This window comes from Colwellia sp. 6_MG-2023 (assembly GCF_030547765.1).
In the GTDB taxonomy this organism is placed as follows: domain Bacteria; phylum Pseudomonadota; class Gammaproteobacteria; order Enterobacterales; family Alteromonadaceae; genus Colwellia.
Genome location: NZ_JAUOPP010000008.1, coordinates 137,072 through 162,070 on the forward strand (window position 1 = coordinate 137,072; position 24,999 = coordinate 162,070).

The window sequence follows — 24,999 nt, forward strand, 5'->3', positions numbered from 1 at the left end:
GGTTGTACTGTGCTGCCATATTTTTTTACATTTATTGCTATTATAACCTTGTATTTAATTGCCGATAAAATACCGCGAATGGTTATTATAAAAAAGTTTATCAGCAGCCTTTTACTCGCAATCCTATCGATAAATAGTTATACAGCTAACGCATTACCAAGCAGCCAATCGGTTGCTCAAAGCACTTTAAGTAATAACTTCCTCAAGTTTAACCAATTATCAACGTCAGACGGTTTATCAAACTCCAATGTATTTAATATCACCCAAGACCATCAGGGTTTTATCTGGTTTGCCACAGAAGATGGTTTAAACCGTTTTGACGGTAATAATATTGTTGTCTACAGACATAACACTAAAGATAAACACTCTATTGCTGATAATATTATTCGAAAAATATTCATTGATAGTGAGAAAACACTCTGGGTTGGTACTGAAAATGGCTTAAGCCGTTATAATTATGAGCTCGATAACTTCAATAACTTTGTTCATGAAGAGCAAAATAATTTATCACTCAAAGATAACGTTATTTGGGATATCTATCAAAATAAGCGCAGCTCGGCACAAGGTGGCCAAAGTGAGTCGTTATTATGGATTGCGACAACTCAAGGATTACAAACGTTGTCGGTCAAAACACCAGTTAAAGAGATAGCTTTCGACCCCATTTACATCCGGAATCACAACGAATTATTTAAAGAAATCAAAACGATATTCCAAGACAATGCAGGTACATATTGGCTTGGTAGTTATGATAAAGGCATTCATTTACTCAGTAAAAATCTCAATTATATCGGATCCCTTAATAAACAAAATAAACATAACTTATCAATTACTGCCACTGCCTTATTTGATATGAAAACTATTGACAATCAATACTGGTTAGCCACAGATAATGGCTTATATATTGTTGATGACCGTTACCAATTAATTTCACATTTAACCACAACTAAACAAGATGTTAATGATCAGCAAGTATTATTGTCTAATAATGTCAGAGCCATTGCTCAATATGATGAAAGCCACATTTGGTTAGCTACTCACAATGGTTTAAATACAATTAACTTATTAAATAGACAAATTCAAAGCTATCAAAGCAGCCCAAAATCAACGTCTATCAGTGACAACTGGTTAATGGATATATATCGTGATAACAATAATAATATGTGGCTTGCCAGTTATGGCGGTGGTGTAAATCAATATTCAGCATTGAAAGATTTTATTTATCATGGTTTAGCCAGAGATAATGGTCAAGGTTATCGTGTTGAGTCTTTTGCAGAGAGCTCTGACGGCACTATATGGTTATCTACTGAAAAAAATGGTTTATTTAGCTTATCTAAAACAAAAGTATTAGCTAAAAGTAAACTAAATTTAAATGAAAATATTTGGCAGGTTTTCTCAGCTAATGATGATGAGCTTTTTCTCAGAACAGAAAGTGGCAAGCTCTATCAGTATGATATTAATAAAAATAGCGTAACGGAACATAAAGCTTGGTTCAATGAGTCAAACCACCCTGTTGAAAACTTTGTCGTAAAAATAAAAGACAGCCTTTGGTACCTTAACAGCAAAAACTTTCTAGCTGAATATCACATAGCGCAAAAAACATTTACTGTTTATCCAACCCTAAATAAAAGTCAATTCATTAACTTTCAAGTTAATGGCGATAAATTATTTCTGTTATCAACAAAAAATCAAGCTTTTATCTTTGATACAAATGAATATTCTTATCAAAAAACCAGTAAAAAGTTAACTGACATCATTAATAATAGTTTAATCAATAACATTTGGATGCAAAATAATAATGTTCTATTAGGCACAGAGTCACAAGGATTAACTATATTCAATGAAAAAAAAACATATACTTTCAATGAAAATAATGGCTTACAAAATAACTATATCGCATCACTATTAGTTGATAGCAATGACAATATTTGGGTAGCAACAAACACAAGTATAAACGCAATATCACTGGCAACAGAAAAAGTAATAAAATTTGATGTAGACTTCGATATTAATACCCCTGAATTCCAAGAATCTGCGGCCTTTAAATCAAGTAATGGCGATATGTTTTTTGGTAGCCCCAATGGATTTTATCAATTTAACCCTGATGAATTATTAAAAATAGAGCAAAACATTACTGCACCAATATTTACCAACCTTTATGTTGCTAACAAAAAAGTACCAATAAAAGTAGATGAGGCTGAATTAACCAATACTCATGCTCCTTTTACCTTAAAAAAACAGCTAAATGCTTTAAGCTTGCTCGAATTAGCCTACAAACAATCCCCTATCAGCTTTGAGTTTGTCTCTCCTAACGCAAAACTTAATAATCAAATCCGTTACAAGTATAGATTAGTTGAACTAGAGACTGAATGGATTGATGCTTCTCTTAATACAGGAAGATATAACAACCGCGCTACGTACACTAACTTAAGCCCGGGTAATTATATATTTGAAGTACAAGCCTTTGATGTTCATTCCCCTCAAAAAACGAAAATCAGTCGATTACATGTACGAATTTTACCTCCATGGTGGTTATCAGCAAGCATGATAGCCGTTTATGCTTTTATTTCTTTTTTATTTTTAACTTATATATTTCAACAGTATAAAAACAAGAAACACTATAATTCTCAAATAAAAGAAAGTGAAGAACGTTTAAAACTCTCACTTTGGGGAAGTGGTGATGAAATGTGGGATTGGAATATTATCACTGATAAAATTTATCGCTCTAATATTTGGGGAGTCTTGGACTTCCCACAAGATGGAACTCGAAATAAAAGTGCGCAAAAACATCACAATGGTAGTAAAGCTACTAACATACATCAACATGACATTGAGAGAGTAAAAAAGGCCCTCGCCGATCATGTTTCTGAAAAAACAGAGCATTTTGAAGCAACCTACCGAGTTAAAGATAAATACAATCAATGGATTTGGATTTTAGATCGAGGGAAAATAGTTGAACGTGATGAAAAAAATAATCCTTCACGTATGACTGGTACACTTAAGGATATAAGTAAACTTAAAAAAACGGAAGAAAGTTTAAAATTATTTGCTAAATGTATTCAAAATATATCGGATGCTGTTGTCATTTATGATCGTCAATTTACAATTGTCGATATCAATAAAGCTTTTCAGCGAATAACAGGACAAGAAAGAGAGGATATGATTGGTCAACCGATCACATTCAAACAGTACCCTCAAAGCTTTACCCAAAAGCTTAAACAACACTTAGTCACCAAAGGCAGTTGGCATGGCGAAGTTGAAAGTTTACGAGCTGACGGCAGTAAGTTTTTTGCTGATTTAAACTTAGATATTATTAATGATGAAAATGATCAAATATCTCATTTTGTGGGTGTTTTTTCTGACATAACCAAACGTAAACAAATAGAATCTGAATTAAGAAAGCTAGCTAGTTCAGATATTTTAACAGGTTTACCCAATCGCTCATATTTTCAAGCTCACCAAGCAAGGTTAGTCAAAAGTAATATTAATCATGCCTTATTCGTATTTGATTTAGATAACTTTAAAAAAATTAACGACTCTATGGGACATCAAATAGGTGATGCTATTTTATGCCAAGTTGCTAAAAGAATGTTAACTCTTGGACGTGAACAAGATACCGTTTATCGATTAGGGGGCGATGAGTTTAGTATTATTCTTGAAGGTACTAATGATATACATACTATTACTTCATTAGCCAAAGATATCTTACGCACTGTTGCCATCCCTTTTAAAATAAACAACCAAGAAATAGTTTTGTACAGTAGTATTGGTGTTGTCTTATTTCCTGAAGATGGTAATACTGGGCACGAGCTACTTAAAAATGCCGATACAGCAATGTATCATGCAAAAGGCAGTGGCGGTAATAAATATCAATTTTTTAGTGCCTCCATGAACAAACAAGCAGTGAAACGATTACAAATTGAAAGTTTAATTCGACATGGCTTAAAAGACGATTCATTTTCTGTTTACTATCAACCCAAAATTGAAATTGCGAGTGGCAAAATTTCTGGAATGGAGGCTTTAGTTCGCTTTGAAACCCCCAGTAAAGGTATTATTAGCCCAGTTGTATTTATTCCAGTTTCAGAAGAAACGGGACAAATTATTGATATTGGCGAAATAGTACTAAGAAAAGCCTGTTTCGCGACAAAAAAATGGGTTGATGCTGGCTTATTTACTGGTCGAGTTGCTGTTAACTTATCTGCTGTACAATTCACCCAATCGAACTTAGTTGCACAAATAGCAACTATTTTAAAAGAAAGCGAGCTACCGCCTCAGCATTTAGAGTTAGAAATAACCGAAGGCACAGTAATGGACTCTCCGCAAAGCGCCATTAAGACCATGCTACAAATAAGAGCTATGGGCATTCATTTATCGCTAGATGATTTTGGTACCGGTTACTCATCTTTAGCATATTTAAAAAAATTCCCACTTAACACCTTAAAAATAGATAAAGCTTTTGTCGATGATATTGAAGAGTCTGAGCAAGGTAGAAATATGGTTGCGACCATTATCACTATCGCTCATAACTTGGGTATGGATGTTGTGGCTGAAGGTGTTGAAACTAATCAACAACTAAAATTTCTATCAGGCCTACACTGCGAACAATTACAAGGCTATTTATACAGTAAACCATTAGCCACCGATCACTTCCAAAAATATTTAATTGCTCATCAAATAACAAGTAAATCGACTTCCTTTAGCCAATAAAAAACATGTAATACTTAGGGGGGGGGTAAAACGATATCACTAATAGTTCAGTTGACAGTAACGATGTTATTAGAAAAAATAAAGGGTTGTTTATGGCGGAAATAAGTCGCTGTATAAAATACTTTAGTGGTTTGAAACTTACGAAGGTAATTGTGAGTAGGATATAAATATAGAATCGAAAGAGTTTAGTGGGTAAGCGCTTAGCTAAAAAGGCAGTTCAAGAAATGGGTCAAAAATCAGTCTGAAAAGTTAATTAGTCCTACAACTACTACCATAGCAATTTAGACTAATTAACTTAAGCTAGGTTGAATTATCACATCTGTATATAAATACACACTAACGTTTAGGTGTCATACCTTCAGGCATTAATACTGCAATCACTTGCCCTTTAACACAAACAATGTCATTAGCAGACAAAGATATATCCACAATAACTTTTCTTTCTTTTACTTCACTAAAACGTCCAATTAACGTTAACTCAACCCCTTGAGGTGTTGGTGCTAAATAATTAATGTTGAGCGCACCTGTTACAAAACGCAATGCTGGGGTACTTCCCATGTCACGATTTTGAGCAAGATAAGCCATTGCTGAGGCACTGCCAGTGCCATGACAATCGATCAATGAGGCAAGCATGCCGCCATAGACAAAGCCAGGAATCGCAGTGTATATATCTGCCGGCATATAATGAGCTACAGTCGTACTTGCTAATACATTATCTTTATCAATATTTTGCCAAAAACTTTTTAGTTGGTGACCATAATTATTATTTTTACCACAACCATAACAATGACTTAGTTCTTCTGGGTAACAATCCTGAAAAGCTTTGATTTCCATATTTATTCCTTAATAGTAGATAAAATAGCGCTCAACTTTGTTTATTAAAAATATTAAACTTAACTTTAACTGAGCTTTCTTAGAGCTTACTTATAACTTAATTTATCTTAATTTTGCTTAATGCCTATTTTTATACAATTAACTTCCCTAAACTCAATCAATAGTTCGCAAATCATCAATCACTTTGCCATCATCAGCAAGCGACCCAAGTGCAACAAACTCTATCGTACCGGTTAATTTAGTAACCTTTTTTAATGTGCTACTAATTCTATCAAGCATATTGGTAACATCTTCTTTTAAATACTTATTGTCTGTTACTTCACACTGTAGATGCATTTTATCATTATAATTAGCTTGCGAGACTACTAGGCGCATTTTAGCAATGTAAGGATAAGCTTGTCTCACCTGCTCAATTTGACTTGCATGAACAAACATACCTTTCACTTTAGTTGTTTGATCAGCACGTCCTAGCCAGCCTTTAATACGCATATTCGTCCGACCACAGTCACTTACACCTAACTTCACAGCAGATAAATCTCCAGTAGCAAAGCGAATAAGTGGATAATCTACATTAAAACTAGTAACAACAACCTCACCCACTTCGCCTTCAGCCACAGGCTCTAAACTTCCTGGTCGCACTATTTCAACCAGCAAATCCTCTGCGATGATTAACCCTTCATCACTTTGTGATTCAAAGCCAATAAGACCAACATCAGCAGTCGCATAGGCTTGCAAAGTATCAATTCCTGCAGCAGCTAACTCGGCTCTTAAGGGTTTAGGTAAAGCTTCACCAGTAACCAACGCCTTAGTTATACTAGATACGTCTCGGTTTTCAGCTTTGGCTTTATCTAATAAAATTTTTAAAAATGAAGGTGTACCGGCATAGCCTTGTGGTTTTAAATGTTCAATAATATCGAGTTGTTGATCTGTTTGTCCTGGACCTGCAGGAATCACGATACAACCACAAGCTCTAGCGCCTGAGTCAAGTATAAAACCGCCCGGCGTTAAATGATAAGACAAACAATTCTGAACAAGTTCACCTTGCCTAAATCCCGCGGCGTAAAAAGCTTGGCCCATACGCCACCAATCATCTTTCGTGTTTTCAGGATCATAAATAGGACCTGGTGATTGAAAGATTCGACCTAAATTAGCTTTTGCAGCGTTTAATCCACCTAAAGGAGATTGCTTAGCCTGCAAACGTATTAAATCTGACTTTCGGGTAATAGGAAGCTGAGCTAATAATTCACGGCTAGTGATTTTCTCTCCATCAATATGAGCTAGCGTTTCCTTGTAATGTTCACACTCCTGTTTAGCATAATTGATAAAATCTGCCAAACGTCTTAATAATGCTTGCTCTCGCAATGGTGAGCTCTCGCACTCACTCTCGTAAAAGTATTTATTCATGGTCACTCGATAATCTCTTATGATAACGTTTATTATTATTTAAATTTGCAATGTACTTTTAAGTTCACCGTCAAGCCATTTAATGTTTACAAAATAAAACGAAGCTCAACATGGCAATAAATCATTAAGTACAATCTTATAACCAACGTTTACGTCGTTTATAAGATTTTAAATTCTTAAAACTTTTGCGTTCTTCATTACCGCCACCTAAATAGAACTCTTTCACATCCTCATTACTCATTAATTGTTCTTGCGTACCATCAAGCACTATTTTCCCTGATTCCATAATATAACCATAATCAGCAGCCTTTATTGCATAGTTAGCATTTTGTTCGACCAATAACATGGTAATACCTTGATCTACATTTATTTTCTTAATAATTCCAAAAACTTCTTTTACTAACAATGGTGATAAGCCCATCGATGGCTCATCTAAACAGATCATTTTAGGACGTGCCATTAATGCTCTACCAATCGCCAACATTTGCTGTTCGCCACCCGACAAATACCCTGCTAAGCCGGTACGCTCCTTTAACCTTGGAAAATAATGAAAAACCATCTCTATATCTTGATTGATTTGAGAGTCGTTTCGGGTATAAGCACCTAATTTCAAATTTTCAATTGATGTCATATCTTCAATAATACGACGCCCTTCCATTACCTGAAAAAGTCCACTACGCACAACATCTTCTGCGTTCTTTTTGTCGATACGTTCGCCCATAAAAGTGATATCACCCTTAGTGACCTCACCATATTCTGTCTTTAAAAGTCCAGAAATCGCTTTTAATGTTGTCGATTTTCCTGCCCCGTTAGGTCCAAGTAAAGTAACAACATCACCTTCTGGTACATCTAAAGATACTCCTCGAAGTACTTGGATAACCTCGTCATAAACAACTTCTATATTGTTAACTGATAACATAGGTGTGGCTGTTTGAATTTTTGCTGCTGCCTGAGACATATTTATAGGCTCCGTTAAAATCTTTATATTTGTCTAATTTGAAATCAATACCCATTAGATATAATCACAAACTCGCTAACTAATTTTATTACGCTAAAAATCATCAAGTTATCGCCACAACCACAGCGCTAAATAACGCAATGAGTGGTTATGACTAGCACCAATGACATCATTGGTGCTGCAATCGCTTACTTGAAATTAATAAGTTAAAATTAATAACCTAACCAATCATCGCGACGGTCTAAGGTAACTTGTGATACTTTTTCAATTTTTATATCACCATCGTTATAGTTGCCTTTGTAAATGTTAACTTGGTTAACACCACGGTGATCTTCACTCGTCCAATTAGCAGCTAAACAAACACCTTCTAACCCCTTTGGCACCCAATCTTTATGAACATACATCCCTTTTTTGATATTTTCACCAGTAATACCACCATTGTCTTTAGCCCACTCCATTGCTTCTTTCATAAAGTAAGTTGAACAAACACCACGAATATAGTGATGAACACGCTCTTCTTTACCTGATTCATCTGACATTTTAGAAATTTCACGTAGCAGCTTCATGCCAGGTACATCATCTCCCCAAAAAGGGGTCATCGTTGGGAATATATAGTCTTGAATTCCTTCGCCTGCAGCTGCAAAGACTTCTTTATCACCACCCCAAATATTTGACATAAATTGAATATCAACACCAACAGTACTACACGATTTAACTAACGATTGAACTGAACCACCTAAGTTACCGATATAACCATAATTTGAACCTGAGCTTTTAATACTTAAACATTGGGCTTTAAAATCGCCAGGTTTCATAGAAATAACAACGGGTGGTAGCACATTAAAACCGAGTTCTTCAGCATACTCTGCACAAGCAGCTTTTGGAGCATTTGGAAATGGATGGTTGGCGCCTATATGGGTAAATTTTGGTTTGCCGTCTTTACCTTGCTTTTTCCAATCATCAGCGGCCCACTGAACTAAACCACGACAAGCATCAGAGTAAGATGCTCCATAAAAGAAATTATATGGTGCTGGCTTTTTCGTATGTGGATTTTTAGCGGTTGGATCAGTCAAATGTCCGGAATAAGACGCAGAAAAAACAGGCGTTTTATCACGAGCAACAAAAGAGATTAATGCTTCAGTATCTGCCGTTCCCCAACCTTGCATCGCCACCATATTTTTACGCGTTTTCCATTTTTTATAATTGGCAATCGCTTGTGGTACTTTATAAGCATAATCAATTGTTTCAGATTCAAGTCTAGTCCCACTAATGCCACCATTAGCATTTATATAGGCGAGAGAGTCTCGTACACCATCAGCATAATTTTTACCAACAAATGCTGTTGGACCCGACATATCTGCCAAATGACCAACAAAAACAGAATCTTGTGCCTGTGCTTGGCTAATAGCACTTAACAAAACAGTAGTCGCAATTGAACTTAGTAATAATTTTTTATTTATAGTTTTTCTCATGTGATGTTCCTTAACTTATTGTTATATATTAGATTGTTAAACTTTTTTACATTTTATTAAGAAGTTAAGCTAAAATTCTCCCCATAAACTTAACTTCATCTTATTCTCCATGACTTACTAATAACTTAAACAAAGCACTTAGTAAGCAAATGGATAGAATTTCCAATAGTTTTTAATTTGCGTCCAGCGATGTGATAGACCTTCTGGCTCAAAAATTAAAAATCCGATAATAACCAAACCAATTGCCATTTCTTTAATGTAAGCTAAACCATCGATAACCATTGGAATATTGCCCCAATCAGTCATTTTCATAAAACCAACACCGCTTGATAATACTTCAGGTAAAAACACCATAAAGATAACGCCCATTAATGTGCCTTTAATAGACCCTAAGCCACCAATAATAATCATGCCTAAGAATTGAATAGACATCATAATGGTAAAACCTTCTGCAGATACATAACCTAAGTAATGCGCGTATAATGCACCGCCAATACCGGCATAGAATGAAGAAATACCAAAGGATAATAAACGGTATTTATTTAATTTAACGCCCATAATTTCAGCTGATAAATAATGGTCTCGTACCGCTATAAAAGCTCGCCCATCACGGCTGCGCATTAAATTACATCCCCAAATAAACATAAAAACTAAGGCAAACAGCGCGATATAATAAAAACTTTGGTCGGTATCAAAAACAAAACCAAATAATTTTACTGGCTCTGCCATAGAGCCTGATGCACCACCCGAGAACCACTCAGCACGAGCAAAGAAATCCTCAATAATAAATTGCGATGCTAATGTTGCTATTGCTAGGTATAAGCCTTTAATTCTTGCCGCCGGTGCACCAAACATCATGCCAACCGCCATGGTTAAAAAACCAGCTAAAGGAATACACAAAAACACAGGTATATTAAAACTTGTATTCAACCAAGCTGAGGCAAATGCGCCAAAGCCAAAGAAAGCCCCATGACCTAACGATATTTGTCCGGTGTATCCCACTAAAATATTTAACCCCAGTGCTGCAATGCCTAAATAGGATATTTGAATCAATAAGGTAATAAAGTATCCGTCAAGTAATACAGGTGCAAAGCACAACGCTATGATAGTAAATATAGTCACCCAACGGATGGTTTTCGTTTCAAAAATTGTATTGTCTTGTTTATAGCTGGTACGGAAATCTCCGCACGGACGCATAGTTAAGCTCGACATAAGTTACTCCTAATAATTATTCTTTTTGTTAATTAAGTCGCGTTATATACGCTCAATGTCTTTAGTACCGAACAACCCATAAGGCTTGAACCAAAGAATGATTAACAAGACATAAAATGGTGCTATGTCATACATATTGCCAATGTTTAAATATTGGCTATCAAAAAACTCGGCAACATTCTCTAACACACCGATAATTAAACCACCGACAATGGCACCGATAATGGAATCTAATCCGCCTAAAATAACCGCTGGAAAAACTTTAATTCCCATAATAGAAAGTGAATCTGAAACCCCATTTACCATGCCAATCACAATACCTGCCGTTGCTGAAACAGTTGCGGCAATTCCCCAACTCATCGCAAAAACGTGTTTAACAGATATACCTAAGCTTTGTGATACTTGTTGGTCAAAAGCAGTAGCGCGCATTGCTAGACCGTGTTTAGAATGTTTAAAGAATAAGTAGAAAGCTATCATGATAACTAAGGCAATAATGGTACTCATTAAGTACGCCATCTCAATATTTAATCCCATAATATTAATTGTTTGAGTATCAAATACTTGAGGGTAACTTTGTGGTGACACACCAAATATCCACTTCATTAATGCTTGGAAAAATATTGATAAGCCAATCGTTACCATAATCACAGAGATAATAGGCTCGCCTATCATAGGTCTTAGCACTATCATTTGTAGTAACACCCCAAAAGCAGCCATAAAGCAAAGCGATAGTAAGAAACCAGCAAAAAATGGTAGCTCTAAGTAAATAAGTGATGCCCAACAAACCCAGGCACCAATCAACAGAAATTCACCTTGGGCAAAGTTTACAATTTGGGTTGATTTGTAAACCAAAACGAAACACATCCCAATGACGCCATATAACAAACCAACTATCAGTCCGTTTACTACTAATTGAATTAAGAGTTCAAAATTCATGATGCTTTCCTCTCTATTTGGCTAACATTATTTGCTGTAGTTGCACTACCATCATTTTCGATTAACGTAGATACCTTAAGCTGAGTTTTAATGCGTGAGCTCCCACCATCTTGGAAGGTAATCACAGTATCTATATCAACTTTTTCTTTGTTATCATAAATAGACGTAATAATGTCTCCATACTTGTCTGCAATAACACTACGGCGCACTTTACGGGTACGAGTTAATTCACCATCATCAGCGTCTAATTCTTTATAAAGTAAGATAAATTTATTAATTTTTTGAGCATCGGGTAACGTATCGTTAACTTTTTCTATTTCTTCGCTTAATTTCTCATACACTTCAGGTAAGGCTGACAAGCTAGTATAATTAGTAAAACTGTAGCCGTGCTGCTCAGCCCATTTTGATACGATTGAAAAACGGATACAGATAAGTGCGCTCAAATACGGCTTATCTTTACCGAGAATAACGGCCTCACCAATGAAAGATGAAAATTTCAATTTATTTTCAATGTATTGTGGAGAGTACTGCACACCGTTACTTGTTTTCGCCAGATCCTTAATACGATCGATAATCACCAAGTGACCTGATGGTTTAAAGTAACCGGCGTCTCCTGTATGCATCCAACCATCAATAACATCTTCGTCATATGCTTCTTGGTTATCTAAATAGCCGGTAAACATACCAACGGTTTTGGCGATAACTTCACCTACGCCTGCTTTATCGGTGTTAATCACTTTTACTTCGGCACTATCAAAAGCGATACCAACACTGTCATAATCAACATCATTTGCTTCATGCACGGTATAAGCACCACATAGTTCAGTTTGACCATAAAGTTGACGTAAAGGCACACCAATAGTTTGGAAGAACCTAAAAGTATCAGGTCCCATCGCGGCACCACCTGTTGCGGCAGATTTCAAAAAAGTAAAACCTAATCGATCTTTTAACGCATTCATTAATAATAAATCGGCGAGCCAAGAGCGTTTTCCTTGGTTCTGTGCTTTTTCAGCTAAGGCAAAGGCATAATCAAATAACTTTTGTTTTAATGGTGTTGAATCCATCATACGAGCTTTTACGTCAGCTAAAATGCCTTCCCAAACACGTGGCGCAAGTAATACAAAGCTTGGCCCTATTTCTCGTAAATCAGCCATTAAGGTTTCTTGCTCTTCAACAAAATTAACAATTTGTCTTGCTATTAATGCTTGGCCAACAGCATAGACTTGCTCCATAATCCAAGGTAAAGGAAGAACTGAAACGTAGTTATCACCAGCTTGGCGAGGATCTGCTCGCAAGTATGAACTACAGTGTTTTACAAAATTTCCGCCACCTAAAAATGCTATTTTAGGCTTAGACGTTGTACCTGAAGTAGTACAATAAATAGCGGTTTCTTCTGCACGTGTAGAGTCAACATATAGGTCATATAACTCAGGAGAGGCTTTATCTATTGCTTGTCCTTGCTTATAAAGGTCTTCAATATTCACTAATCGTTTATCATCATATTTACGCATACCACGAGGGTCGCAATAAACAATAATTTTTACATCTTGAATGTCTTCGCCTAACTCAAGTAATTTGTCACACTGCTCTTCATCTTCCGCAATCACAACAGTCGCATTACTTTTATTAAGTAAATAAACCACTTCTTCATGTAATGAATCTTGGAAAATCCCAATAGAATAACAGCCCATTGCATGGGCACATATTTCACCCCAAACCCACTCTGGACGGTTATCACCTAATAAAGCAATTGCATCTTTAGGTTGAATACCTAATTCTCTTAATGATAGAGCAAGCCACTTAACGCGGTTTTGATAATCTAACCAAGTGAATTCATTCCATATACCAAACTCTTTTTCACGCATTGAAATATCATTTGGGTGTTTCAAGGCATTGTGACGAAGTATTTTAGGAAAGGTATCTAATTCACCCATATCAAAATCTTTATTCGCTGCTACTTCTGTTAAACTTGACATTAGCTAGCCTCCTTTTCTGCATAGACTGTTGCTTTCTCAATATCGTCATCTTCTATACCAAGATAAGCACGTTTCACATGTGGGTCAGCCATCACTTCATCAGGTAAACCAGAAATTAGTTTTTTACCAAAATCGAGCACCATCACCTGATGGGAAATATCCATAACCACTCCCATGTCATGTTCAATCATCACAACGGTAATACCAAACTCTTCGTTTAAATCGAGGATATAACGAGCCATGTCTTCTTTTTCTTCCAGGTTCATTCCCGCCATGGGCTCATCAAGTAAAATTAATTCTGGCTTTAAAGCTATTGCTCTTGCTAACTCGACGCGTTTACGTAAACCATAAGATAGCGTGCCGGCAACCGATTTTCTGATATGAGAAATTTCTAAAAAATCAATAACTTCTTCGACGTATCGTCTATGTGCTAACTCTTCTTTTTGTGCATTTGAAGCCCAATATAGTGGGCCTGTAAGCCAATTATTTTTTAATAGGTGGTGACGACCAACCATAATATTGTCTAATACCGACATGTGACCAAATAAAGCTAGGTTTTGAAAAGTACGCCCCATACCAAGGTCGGCCCTATCATTTGGCAACAACTTAGTGACATTTTGATCATTAAAAATGATATTGCCTGAATTAGGGCGATAACGACCAGATATACAATTAAGCATGGACGTTTTACCAGCACCGTTTGGGCCGATTATCGAAAATACAGAGCCTCGGGGAACTTCAAAGCTAACATCAGTTAGCGCTTTCACACCACCAAATGCTAATGAAACTTGCTCTACTTTGAGTATTGACTCAGCCATACTCCCTCTCCTAAATAAATAAAAATAATAGATGCGTTTAAAAAAAGTGGGGGAATATCCCCCCACCAAAACGTAACAACAAAATGGGAACTGTTACGTCAACAACGCTTTACTTGAAAACTAAAGTACGTATTGCAGTGAAAGTTGGGCGTAATTAGAATCAGCGTCTTGCTCTTTCATGGTGAAGTTACCTACTTCAACACCAACGGCTAGTTGCTTGGTTAAATTTTGAAATAAATTCACACCCCATTGACGACGATCTGCACCTGAAGAGTCCGCATCAGCAGCACCATAAAGTACAGTACTTCTTAAAGTGTCAGTCCAATAATGACGATAAGCAACAAGATAAGAAGTAACATCTTCCACTTCTTCAATGACATTGCCATTCACATCTGTTTTAGTGAAAATATCGGGAGTAAAACCTGCACCAACATAACGACCTACTTCGCCTTGATGAAGTTGGAACCTAAGATCATCTTTACCGATTGTTTTAATGCGGCCAGCAATTGAAGCACCTATCGCTGTTTCGGTATTACCTAAATTAGTATTTAGCTGACGACCTAATGCAGAAAAAGAAATATTTCCCCAGTCACCTTTTAGGTTATAACGCGCAACAACATCGGGAATACTGTCATTAGCGGTATCGCCACCCCAGCTTTCAGGATTTTCAATTGATACTTGAAAATCTCCCATGGTATAGCGAACTTGACCTTGTCGAATGAAAACTAAACCTAAGGTAGCGCCAGCAAAATCGGCTGACTCAGGAATAGCACTAGTATTCATAAAAGTTGACCATGTTTGCCCAACTAATACATCTTTATACTTAATAAACGCATGACGAATACGAGGGTTAGCAGAATTAGAAACAATCTCATTACCCCCGCCTCCCCAAAAGTCCATTTCAATAAACCCCATAACATCATCATGGGTATATTTCATATTGAAGCGTGTTTCATTGGCAAAAAGATTAAACTGAGAAGCGCTTTCATCTAGCTTAGTACCTGATCCGGCCCAATATGGTCGGTATGCAACATCGCCATCAACATAGCGAGCATCCACTTTAATGTAGCCACCAAAAGATAGGCTATCTTCATCCGTCAACTTAATATCGTAAGCTGCATTAGCGACACCCGTAGCTAAAAGTAGACTTCCAGCAAGTAATAATTTTTTAGATTTATTTTTTGTAGACTTATTGCTAAACATTACTATTTCCCCTTTTTTATATTTTTTATTTATAGTTTTACTTTTTGTATTTATTGTTTTGTTATTCTCTTTGTTCAAAAACATAATAGAACAGTAAACAAATGTAACAATCGGCAATAAGACTTAGCACCTAGCGCTTAGTCCTTTAGTATTAGGTGTTTAAACAACCAAAGTACTAGTACTTAAGTTATAGAAATATAGAAATATATTGTCAGTGAACTATGGTAAATTTAGTAAGAAGGTTTAGTTTTCTGGAATAAGTATGTTTGCAAATTGGTTATTGGTTAGCGTTAGCATTGGCTATATAAGTTTATTATTTCTGATTGCCCACTTAGGTGGTAAATACAGAAATAAACTAAAAACTAAACAACAAGCCATTATTTATGCCTTATCTTTAGGGGTTTATTGCACTTCATGGGGTTTTTTAGGTACAAGTGCACAAGCAGCTAATAATTCCTATACCTACATTTCAGTATATTTAGCTCCTATCTTATTATTTGTATTTGCTTGGCCTTTTATTCAGCGGATGATAAAAACAAGCTTACAACTTAAAATAACCTCTATAGCTGACTTACTTTCCGCACGTTTTGGTAAATCTCAAAGTTTGGCCGTTATTATTACCATAGTCGTTTTAATCGGAACTATGCCGTATATAGCCTTGCAACTAAAAGCGATTATTTATTCCTATCAAATTTTACAAGAAACCCAGCATTTACCTATTTGGAAAATAGGGTTAATTGTTAGCATTATTTTGGCCGTATTTACTATTATTTTTGGTATTCGTACAATTGATATAACAGAGCGTCACCCTGGCGTAATGATTGCCATTGCTTTTGAATCACTCGTAAAATTAATCGCTTTTCTTTTGGTAGGCTTGTTTGTGTGTTTTATTATTTATGACTCGCCAATGGATATTTGGGCGCTATCAAAAGATCAATTAAGTATTAAGCAACAATTTGATTTTTCTAACTTTGTTGGTATGTTCGGCATGCTAATTATTGTTATGTCTGCTTTTTTGTGTTTACCAAGACAATTTCAAGTTATGTTTGTTGAAATAAAAGAGCAGAAAACAAGTGCCATGGCGAGATGGCTTTTGCCTATTTACGTGCTTATTTTTGCTTTTTTCGCTGGCCCATTAGGGTTGGCCGGCCATTTGAATTATGGAGATTCATTGCCAGCGGATGCTTATGTGCTTTTTTTACCTGCTTTTCATGGCGAAGTATGGCTGTCTTTATTCTCCTTTTTGGGCGCTATTTCTGCCGCAAGCTCAATGGTAATTGTATCTACAATCGCGTTAAGTACTATGCTCAGTAATGAAATTGTGTTCCCGTTAATGTTTAAGTTTTCGCATAAACAACATCACAATTTTAATCATTTTCAATCGCAACTTTTATTTATTCGTAAAGCACTCGTCCTCTTTGTTATTTTCTTAAGTTATGGCCTTTTATTACTGTCGCCACCAGATACTCTATCATCACTAGGTGAAGTTGCTTTTGGCGCAATAGCTCAAGTGGGGCCTGCTTTATTTGTCGCATTTTATTGGCGTAAAGCAACACTTGCAGGTGTACTAACAGGAATAAGCAGCGGCTTTACTATTTGGGTGCTCTTTAATTTACTACCACAATTAGGTTTATACCAACACCCTTTTGTAAATAGTGACTTACCTAAAACGACTGTAGTCACCTTACTTGGGTTGCTTATCAACATTATTTCACTTTGGCTGATTTCTTTATTAACAAGACAGAGTATTCGAGAGCAAATGCAAAGTAAATTTTTCTATAAAAATAGACTACACACGCAGTGGAATTTGCCTACTCAGCCCAAAGTTGACATTGTTGAACTCGAGTTTTTAGTTGCCCGTTTTATTGGTCAAGAAAAAGCAAAACAATGCTTTAAGCAATTTCATCGTCCTTACCGTAACAAACACAGTAAACAATTTAATGAAACTATATTACTACACGCCGAAACAACGCTAGCTCGAGTATTAGGCTCAGCATCAGCAAAACTTGTGACTTCTTTTGCGATCAGTGGCCAAACCATGCCCTTCGATCAAGTCGCTAAGTTAGTTGAAGACAACTCTACCCAGCAACTAGAATTTAGCCGAACAGTGCTACAAAGCGCTATTGAAAATGTTAGTGAAGGAATATCCGTTATTGATAGCGAACTTAAATTAGTCGCATGGAATAAACAATACGTAGATATTTTCAATTACCCCAGTGACATTATTTATATCGGCTGCCCTATCGGTCAGTTAATTTATTTCAACCTAAGTCAACAAGACTATTTTATTAAAGATATTAATCAACAAGTTGAAAAACGTATCGAATTTATTAAAGCGGGTAGTCGTCACAACTCCGAGTATAAACTCAAAAATGGCAAAAACATTCATATTGAAGGAAACCCTATCCCAGGTGGTGGTTTTGTCATGATATTTTCTGATATCACTAAATATCGTCAAACAGAAAAAGTTCTCAAAGATGAAAACACAGACCTTGAATCAAGAGTACAATTTCGTACTGCAGAATTAGAGCAAGCAAATAAGGAACTTGCACAAGCTAACTTCGAATTAGCACAAGCAAAAGCTAAAGCCGTACAGGCGCATATTAAAAAAAGTCAATATTTAAAAGCATGTAGCCACGATTTACTACAACCCTTATCGGCTGCTAGACTATTTTCATCTTCAGTATCTTTAAACCCTAAAGTCAGTCATGACGTTCGCGAACAAATAAATAAAATAGATAACTCTTTAGAAATAGCGAATAGCTTATTGCTTGATCTCAATGAAATATCTCGTATTGAAAGCGGTAATATTGATCCCAGCATTGAGTCAATTTCTGTAGAGAAACTGTTCATTATGCTAACCAGTGAATTTAATGCGCTAACAGATGAGTACCAAATAGAGTTTCACTGTAAAACAAGCAAACTGTTTGTTGCTAGTGACATAACCTTACTTTCAAGGATTATCCAAAACTTCTTAAGTAACGCTTTTCGTTATGCACACACAAATAAAAGCAACAAAAAAAATAAAGTGTTATTAGGCTGTCGTCGACAAGGAAATGAGCTTTCTATTCAAGTATTTGATAATGGTCCCGGTATCCCAATAGAAAAACAAAAACAAGTATTTGAACAGTTTACCCAATTAAAAAGCAGTCATTATATGGGACCTAAAGGGCTAGGGCTGGGTTTAAACATAGCACAAAGTTTAGCCAATATTTTGGATCATAAAATCAATCTCAGATCTCAAGCCGGACACGGTTGCTTATTTAGTATTAATGTTCCAATTATTCAATCTATGTTGAAAGATCAACAAGTACAACCTACTGCTAGTATGAATTTACAAGGTGTCGGCGTCTTATGTGTTGATAATGAACAAGCAATACTTGAGGGAATGTCAACATTGTTAAGGGCATGGCAATGCCAAGTATTTACCGCAATTAACGCTCAACAAGCCAAAGAAATTTATAGAAAACACGAAGATGAAATAGACATTTTTTTGGTTGATTATCAACTAACCGAAGCTAAAAATGAAGATTTAAACCTAACGATGCATAAGCTAAGAAATGATGAGCGCAACAAAGAAAACAACGACCATCAAATTAACGGAATTGAATTAATTAAGCAGCTAAGGTCAACAAGTCAATATTCTTTACCAGCAGTACTAATAACAGCAACCACAGATGAAAACCTGATGGCACTTGCCAAACAAAATAATATTAGTTACTTACAAAAAATTATTAAACCGCTAGCTTTACGAGCGCTTATGAGCGCATTGCTAACAAAAGAGCTCGCTAAGAACTATGCAAATAAGTAGTGCTAACAATAAATTTAGCACTAGATAGATATCAGAGCGTTCAGCTATTCGATAGAAGTTTGACCAAAAACGCTCTGACTTGATTGCACTTCATTCAAAAGGATTACTGCTTGAGTGCGGCTTCTAACACCTAATTTTAAAAATATAGTGCTTGCATGACTTTTGATTGTAGATTCAGATAATCCTAATTCATAAGCAATTTGTTTATTTAATAAACCATCAGCAAACATTAATAATATTTTATGTTGTTTTGGAGTTAACGACGCAACTTTCTCACTTGCAATATTTTTTTCGGTATCATGACCATTAAACTTACCATCAGGGGTCCACAACGTACCGCTTAGTACTTCTTTTATCGCAATAACCATTTCTGGCACAGGCGTAGATTTAGGAATAAAGCCTGCCGCACCATAGTTCATCGCTTTATAAATGGTCTCTTTATCTTCAAAACCAGAAATAATAACCACTCCCAGCTCAGGGTATGTACGCCTAATGGCAATTAAGCTGTCAAATCCTTTTGCACCTGGAATATCAAGATCAAGTAATAATAAATCAACATCATTTACACTTTGTAAATGCTGTTCAAGATCGGGAATAGTTTGTGCTTCAAAAATTTTTGCACCACTAAAATTTGACTTTAACGTAAGCGTCAACGCTTGGCGAAATAAAGGATGGTCATCCGCCAATATTATCTTCATGTTACTAAACATAGTTATACTCATTGCTTAACCAATTATAATTATTAATTGGAAGGGTTAAGACTTATCAAATGAAAACTTTCAATGTATCAAACACCATAACAAAATCTATTAAATGCTGCTATAAAGAAATTTTATTTTTCTGATCTACTCGTGAATGAAACTAAATTATAAATTAATTACAAAAAAAGGTTGAATATTAAACAAAATAGACATACTGTATATAAACACAGTATGTCTATTTTTACTTAATATGCCTTAAGGGAATTAATAATGATTAACACTAACACCAATAATATCAATAAATTAAAAAATAGTTTTAATACAGCAACACCATTAAATATAAATTGGTTTCAACATACTAACGTCACAAACGACTTCGAGCTTTCAAGTCAATATGCCCATATCTGCCATCAACATAAGCAAGAAAAGAAATGGTTATTATTTATTAACCCAGAAGAAAACTCTATTGAGAAACTAGCGAAAACACATGGTGTAGATGTATCAAAAATACTTATGGTGAATTATAAAAGCTCTGTAACTAACCGAGCAAAAATAGCATTAGCACAAATTACCTCAGTATTAAGTAAAGGTAATTGCTCTGCTGTTATTTTATCGAATAGTTTATTTAACGCTGATGAAATTGCAGAACTCGAAATATCTGCAAAAAAAGGAAAAACACATTGTTTCTTAATGGAACAATGTAAATTACATTAAAACCTAGCCAACTAACTCTTTTTAAATTTATCCAATTAATACCAACATAAGTGCATTGTATTTAAAGATAATAGATACCTTTAGAAAAACCACTCAATTTTTGTTATGATCGCGCGCTAAGTTTCAGCATGCTGAATATTACCAAATAAATTGAGTTCTTCTATGATCAAAGCACAACAGCCATCCTTATTCGACTACCCAAAATATTGGGCCGAAATGTACGGTACAGCACCATTTTTTCCTATGTCGAGAAAAGAAATGGACGTATTGGGCTGGGATAGCTGCGATATTATTATTGTCACAGGTGATGCTTACGTAGACCACCCAAGTTTTGGCATGGCAGTTATTGGCAGAATGTTAGAATCGCAAGGGTTTCGTGTTGGTATTATTGCGCAACCTGATTGGCGCTCAAAAGATGCCTTTATGGAGCTTGGTAAACCAAATCTATTTTTTGGTGTTACCGCGGGTAATATGGATTCCATGATAAACCGCTATACCGCTGAACGTCGTATGCGTCATGATGATGCTTATACACCAAATGATGAAGGTGGCAAACGCCCCGACCGTGCAGTAACTGCTTATACTCAGCGTTGTAAAGAAGCCTTTAAAGGCGTTCCTGTTATTATTGGCGGCATAGAAGCAAGTTTACGCCGTATCGCTCATTATGATTATTGGTCTGATAAAGTTCGCCGCTCAGTATTATTTGACTCAAAAGCTGACTTACTCATATATGGTAATGCAGAGCGTCCTCTTATTGAGATAGCACACCGTATTGCTAAAGGTGAAGACGTTAAAAAAATCACGGATGTTCGTGGTAGTGCATTTTTAGCGAGCCAAGCCCTACCCGGTTGGAAAGGTATAGATTCACGTGATATTGACAGACCTGGTAAAATAGAACCTATAATCAATCCTTATGCTGAAATAACCTCAGAAAGTTGTAGCGACAATGAAGCCGCCACGGCTGAAGCAAATAGCGATTTAAAAGATATTACAAAAACTGCACAAGTAATCAATATTTCAGATTTTAATGAAAGTAAAAGTAGTTATTCTCGCAATACTACATGGGAAAAAAAGGCTAAACCTTGGGAAAATACTTATATTAACTTGCCTACTTTTGAACAAGTTAAAGACAATAAAGTCCTTTATGCGCATGCATCTCGTATTTTTCATCAAGAAGTAAACCCAACATCGGCAAAACCTTTAGTTCAATCTCATGGCAGCCGAATTATTTGGTTGAACCCACCTGCCAAACCTCTTTCGCAAGATGAAATGGATGGTGTATTTGGTTTGCCTTATCAACGTGTACCACACCCAAGTTATGGTAATGCTAAAATCCCCGCTTACGACATGATTAAAACGTCTATCAACATTATGCGAGGCTGCTTTGGTGGTTGTACTTTTTGCTCTATTACCGAGCATGAAGGCCGTATTATTCAGTCTCGTTCTCATGAATCTATTATTGCTGAAATTGAAGATATAAAACTTAAAGTACCAGGTTTTACTGGCGTTATTTCTGATTTAGGTGGCCCTACTGCCAATATGTATCAGCTTAATTGTAAAAGTGAAAAAGCTGAAGCAACTTGTCGTAAACCTTCTTGTGTGTGGCCAACCATCTGTGGTCATTTAGATACAGATCACACGCCAACGATAGAGCTGTATCGAAAAGCGAGAAAAGTAAAAGGTATTAAAAAGGTACTTATAGCATCAGGTGTCCGTTACGATTTAGCCATTGAACATCCTGAATATGTGCAAGAATTAGCAACTCATCATGTTGGTGGTTATTTAAAAATAGCACCAGAGCATACCGAAACGGGTCCATTAGCTAATATGATGAAGCCTGGTATGGGTAGCTATGATAAATTTAAAGAAATGTTTGATCATTACTCTAAAGTCGCAGGTAAAAAGCAGTATTTAATTCCTTACTTTATTTCTGCACACCCAGGAACAACCGACAGAGACATGGTTAACTTAGCACTATGGCTAAAAAATAACGACTTTAAACTTGATCAAGTACAGAATTTTTACCCATCACCTTTAGCCAATGCAACAACGTTATATCACACCGAGATTAACTCTTTACGTAATGTAACCAGTAAAAATATTGCTAGAGACGACGGTACCATTACTGTTCCTAAGGGCACAATTCAACGCCGTTTACATAAAGCAATTTTACGTTATCATGATCAAAACAACTGGCCTGAAATACGTGCAGCATTAACCAAAATGGGACTAAGTAAGTTGATTGGCTCTGCACCAAGCTGCCTAGTGCCAAGAGAAACACGTAATGAGCAACGTAATCATAATGATAGACGACAAGGTAAAAATAATGCACATGGCTTTAAAAGCAGCCCTGGACAAAATAGACCTAAACAAGGACAAGGTAAGGGAAAAAGAACACCAGCACATAAAAAAGGGTTAACGCGATTTGCAGACAACCAATTTAATGACAGAAAAGGTAAAAGATAGCGAATACCATAAATACGCTAGCGTTAGTAACAATGTAAACTAACGCTGGCTAACACTTGAGTGTATTACTTCTTGTTTTCTTATCTATATTTAAGCGTTACTCAGAATCTGATGTTAAATAACCCGCCCAAATATCGGTATTAATAGACGACTTACTTTTTAAATTCTTTTTCGCTTTTTTCTTACCACTATTTTTACCCCTACCTTCTGGCGGCGCCATTGGCTTATTTGCAGAAAAAGACGGATCAATAAGTGTTTCATCAACTTCAAAACCAATAATTTCTTCTCGTTCAAGTATGATCTTATTCTTCTTTTCGATGATTTTAAAATGATGATAATCTTCATAATCAATCAAGGATAACGCTAATCCCACTTCGCCAGCACGGCCACTTCGACCGATGCGGTGCATATAATCTGACGGGCTTCTTGGTAAATCAAAGTTAATAACAACAGGCAGTTTTTCGATGTCTAAACCACGAGCTGCAATATCGGTTGCAATTAGCACATCAATCTCGCCAGCTTTAAACCCTTCAAGCACACGATTACGTGCACCTTGTCCTTGATCACCATGAAACACTTCAGCGACAATACCATGCTTAGACAGTTTATAAGCTAGGTGTTCACAGCCTTTTTTAGCATTAACAAAAACCAGTACTTGTCGCCATTTATGCTGTTTTATTAAATGCGCAAGTGATACTGTTTTTTCACCTTTGTTCACGGTAAAAACACGCTGAACTAAAGTGCTAGCATCAGCATTTTGCACTTGTATTTCAACAGGGTTGTTAAGTAATTTTTCCGTTAACGCTTTAACTTGCTCTGGAAACGTTGCTGAAAATAGTAACGTTTGTTTTTTGGTTGGCATTAATGCTAATAACGCAGAAAGCTCTTCAGTAAAACCTAAGCTCAACATGCGATCGGCTTCATCTAACACCAAGGTTTTAACGCGATCAAGCTTAATAGCATTACTTGATATCAAATCGAGTAATCGCCCAGGCGTTGCTACTAAAATATCAGTACCACCGCGTAAGGCTAACATTTGAGTATTTGCCGACACACCACCAAATACTGCCACGGTTTTAATCGCACCATTAAGGTGTGCGGCATAAGATCGAATATTGTCAGCAACTTGCTTCGCTAATTCACGCGTAGGTACTAAAATTAACCCACTAACAAAATTGCCCTCCTTGCCAGTGCTTTTGTTGTTTTGTGCTTTTTCATTAAAAAGTTGTTGCAACAAAGGAAGCGCAAACGTTGCTGTTTTACCTGACCCAGTATTTGCGCCGGCAATAATATCACGCCCGGCTAACACATTAGGAATAGCCTGCGCTTGAATAGACGTTGGTTGCTGATATTCCAACTCAGCTAAACGTGCGACCAAAGGCGAAATAAGGTTAAGCTGCGTAAAACTAGCAGGTATAGCAACTTTGGTATTGTTAGTATTCATGAATATTAGAGGCTCAAGCAAAGATAATGACTACATTTTAACGTATTTATACAGTATTAAGTTAGTAGAATCTGACTAACTTTGCCGTTAGTGAAGTCAAATTAACAATGGCTTGATTTCAATATAATATTTTCTTCTGGTCTAAGGCTTAACATAAGCAAGAAAAATTAAAGTTAAGGCACTTAATTTTTCTTGCTATACCGCTCATCGCTTATTTAACCTCAGCTCGGGATAAGAATTAATTAAATTGAACTAAGTGCCCGTTCCACGATCCGATCTTTCGACCAAGAAAAAACAGAAAGATAATAAGGAACGGGCGTGAATAAACTAGTTGAAATATTCTGTG

At 36.1% G+C, this 24,999-nt stretch carries 15 protein-coding genes; 4 read left to right on the forward strand and 11 right to left on the reverse strand.

What is annotated here, in order from left to right; all coding sequences use genetic code 11:
* Positions 1–9 precede the first annotated feature (9 nt).
* Entirely contained in the window at positions 10–4,704 is a 4,695-nt protein-coding gene (locus Q4503_RS07370; RefSeq protein WP_303601846.1) for an EAL domain-containing protein, read from the forward strand.
* 336 nt (positions 4,705–5,040) lie between these two features.
* On the opposite strand, the gene Q4503_RS07375 is transcribed toward Q4503_RS07370, so the two are convergent.
* From Q4503_RS07375 to Q4503_RS07415, 9 genes are all read right to left on the reverse strand, one after another.
* Positions 5,041–5,538, reverse strand: coding sequence for a PaaI family thioesterase (locus Q4503_RS07375; RefSeq protein ID WP_215974589.1), 498 nt, complete (start codon positions 5,536–5,538; stop codon positions 5,041–5,043).
* A 153-nt stretch (positions 5,539–5,691) separates the two neighbouring features.
* Complete coding sequence (locus tag Q4503_RS07380; protein ID WP_215974590.1) at positions 5,692–6,942, reverse strand: phenylacetate--CoA ligase family protein; 1,251 nt, start codon at positions 6,940–6,942, stop codon at positions 5,692–5,694.
* Between the two features lie 136 nt (positions 6,943–7,078).
* Positions 7,079–7,900 (reverse strand): ABC transporter ATP-binding protein, encoded by an 822-nt coding sequence (locus tag Q4503_RS07385; protein ID WP_215974591.1) that lies wholly within the window; start codon positions 7,898–7,900, stop codon positions 7,079–7,081.
* Positions 7,901–8,112: 212 nt separating this feature from the next.
* Positions 8,113–9,372, reverse strand: coding sequence for an ABC transporter substrate-binding protein (locus Q4503_RS07390; RefSeq protein ID WP_215974592.1), 1,260 nt, complete (start codon positions 9,370–9,372; stop codon positions 8,113–8,115).
* 138 nt (positions 9,373–9,510) lie between these two features.
* The gene (locus tag Q4503_RS07395; protein WP_215974593.1) at positions 9,511–10,584 is read right to left on the reverse strand and encodes a branched-chain amino acid ABC transporter permease; all 1,074 of its coding nucleotides are present in this window, start codon (positions 10,582–10,584) and stop codon (positions 9,511–9,513) included.
* Positions 10,585–10,626: 42 nt separating this feature from the next.
* The gene (locus Q4503_RS07400) at positions 10,627–11,520 is read right to left on the reverse strand and encodes a branched-chain amino acid ABC transporter permease (RefSeq protein ID WP_215974594.1); all 894 of its coding nucleotides are present in this window, start codon (positions 11,518–11,520) and stop codon (positions 10,627–10,629) included.
* Positions 11,517–13,496, reverse strand: coding sequence for a long-chain fatty acid--CoA ligase (locus Q4503_RS07405; protein ID WP_215974595.1), 1,980 nt, complete (start codon positions 13,494–13,496; stop codon positions 11,517–11,519). Before Q4503_RS07405 ends, Q4503_RS07400 begins: the two co-directional genes overlap by 4 nt.
* A complete protein-coding gene (locus Q4503_RS07410) occupies positions 13,496–14,314 on the reverse strand; it encodes an ABC transporter ATP-binding protein (RefSeq protein WP_215974596.1) in 819 nt (272 codons plus the stop codon). The genes Q4503_RS07405 and Q4503_RS07410 overlap by 1 nt, the downstream gene beginning before the upstream one ends.
* Before the next feature lie 120 nt (positions 14,315–14,434).
* Complete coding sequence (locus Q4503_RS07415) at positions 14,435–15,517, reverse strand: DcaP family trimeric outer membrane transporter (protein WP_215974597.1); 1,083 nt, start codon at positions 15,515–15,517, stop codon at positions 14,435–14,437.
* A gap of 262 nt (positions 15,518–15,779) precedes the next feature.
* Here Q4503_RS07415 and Q4503_RS07420 point away from each other — a divergent pair, with 262 nt between their 5' ends.
* Positions 15,780–19,328: a PAS-domain containing protein gene (locus Q4503_RS07420; RefSeq protein WP_215974598.1), complete on the forward strand. Its 3,549-nt coding sequence runs from the start codon at positions 15,780–15,782 to the stop codon at positions 19,326–19,328.
* A 44-nt stretch (positions 19,329–19,372) separates the two neighbouring features.
* Here the strand turns inward: Q4503_RS07420 and Q4503_RS07425 are convergent, their stop codons facing one another.
* Positions 19,373–20,038, reverse strand: coding sequence for a response regulator transcription factor (locus Q4503_RS07425; RefSeq protein WP_215974631.1), 666 nt, complete (start codon positions 20,036–20,038; stop codon positions 19,373–19,375).
* 261 nt (positions 20,039–20,299) lie between these two features.
* On the opposite strand from Q4503_RS07425, the gene Q4503_RS07430 reads away from it, so the two are divergent.
* Both Q4503_RS07430 and Q4503_RS07435 read left to right on the forward strand, forming a co-directional pair.
* The gene (locus tag Q4503_RS07430; protein ID WP_303601847.1) at positions 20,300–20,743 is read left to right on the forward strand and encodes a hypothetical protein; all 444 of its coding nucleotides are present in this window, start codon (positions 20,300–20,302) and stop codon (positions 20,741–20,743) included.
* Between the two features lie 162 nt (positions 20,744–20,905).
* A complete protein-coding gene (locus tag Q4503_RS07435) occupies positions 20,906–23,209 on the forward strand; it encodes a YgiQ family radical SAM protein (RefSeq protein ID WP_303601848.1) in 2,304 nt (767 codons plus the stop codon).
* A gap of 97 nt (positions 23,210–23,306) precedes the next feature.
* Here Q4503_RS07435 and Q4503_RS07440 read toward each other — a convergent pair whose 3' ends face one another.
* Positions 23,307–24,653: a DEAD/DEAH box helicase gene (locus Q4503_RS07440; protein WP_303601849.1), complete on the reverse strand. Its 1,347-nt coding sequence runs from the start codon at positions 24,651–24,653 to the stop codon at positions 23,307–23,309.
* Positions 24,654–24,999 lie beyond the last annotated feature (346 nt).

Coding starts and splice junctions, on each gene's coding strand:
- Q4503_RS07420 (WP_215974598.1), top strand. CDS start 15,780: ATGTTTGCAAATTGGTTATTGGTTAGCGTTAGCATTGGCTATATAAGT.
- Q4503_RS07385 (WP_215974591.1), bottom strand. CDS start 7,900: ATGTCTCAGGCAGCAGCAAAAATTCAAACAGCCACACCTATGTTATCA.
- Q4503_RS07425 (WP_215974631.1), bottom strand. CDS start 20,038: ATGTTTAGTAACATGAAGATAATATTGGCGGATGACCATCCTTTATTT.
- Q4503_RS07410 (WP_215974596.1), bottom strand. CDS start 14,314: ATGGCTGAGTCAATACTCAAAGTAGAGCAAGTTTCATTAGCATTTGGT.
- Q4503_RS07380 (WP_215974590.1), bottom strand. CDS start 6,942: ATGAATAAATACTTTTACGAGAGTGAGTGCGAGAGCTCACCATTGCGA.
- Q4503_RS07440 (WP_303601849.1), bottom strand. CDS start 24,653: ATGAATACTAACAATACCAAAGTTGCTATACCTGCTAGTTTTACGCAG.
- Q4503_RS07435 (WP_303601848.1), top strand. CDS start 20,906: ATGATCAAAGCACAACAGCCATCCTTATTCGACTACCCAAAATATTGG.
- Q4503_RS07405 (WP_215974595.1), bottom strand. CDS start 13,496: ATGTCAAGTTTAACAGAAGTAGCAGCGAATAAAGATTTTGATATGGGT.
- Q4503_RS07375 (WP_215974589.1), bottom strand. CDS start 5,538: ATGGAAATCAAAGCTTTTCAGGATTGTTACCCAGAAGAACTAAGTCAT.
- Q4503_RS07430 (WP_303601847.1), top strand. CDS start 20,300: ATGATTAACACTAACACCAATAATATCAATAAATTAAAAAATAGTTTT.
- Q4503_RS07395 (WP_215974593.1), bottom strand. CDS start 10,584: ATGTCGAGCTTAACTATGCGTCCGTGCGGAGATTTCCGTACCAGCTAT.
- Q4503_RS07390 (WP_215974592.1), bottom strand. CDS start 9,372: ATGAGAAAAACTATAAATAAAAAATTATTACTAAGTTCAATTGCGACT.
- Q4503_RS07415 (WP_215974597.1), bottom strand. CDS start 15,517: ATGTTTAGCAATAAGTCTACAAAAAATAAATCTAAAAAATTATTACTT.
- Q4503_RS07400 (WP_215974594.1), bottom strand. CDS start 11,520: ATGAATTTTGAACTCTTAATTCAATTAGTAGTAAACGGACTGATAGTT.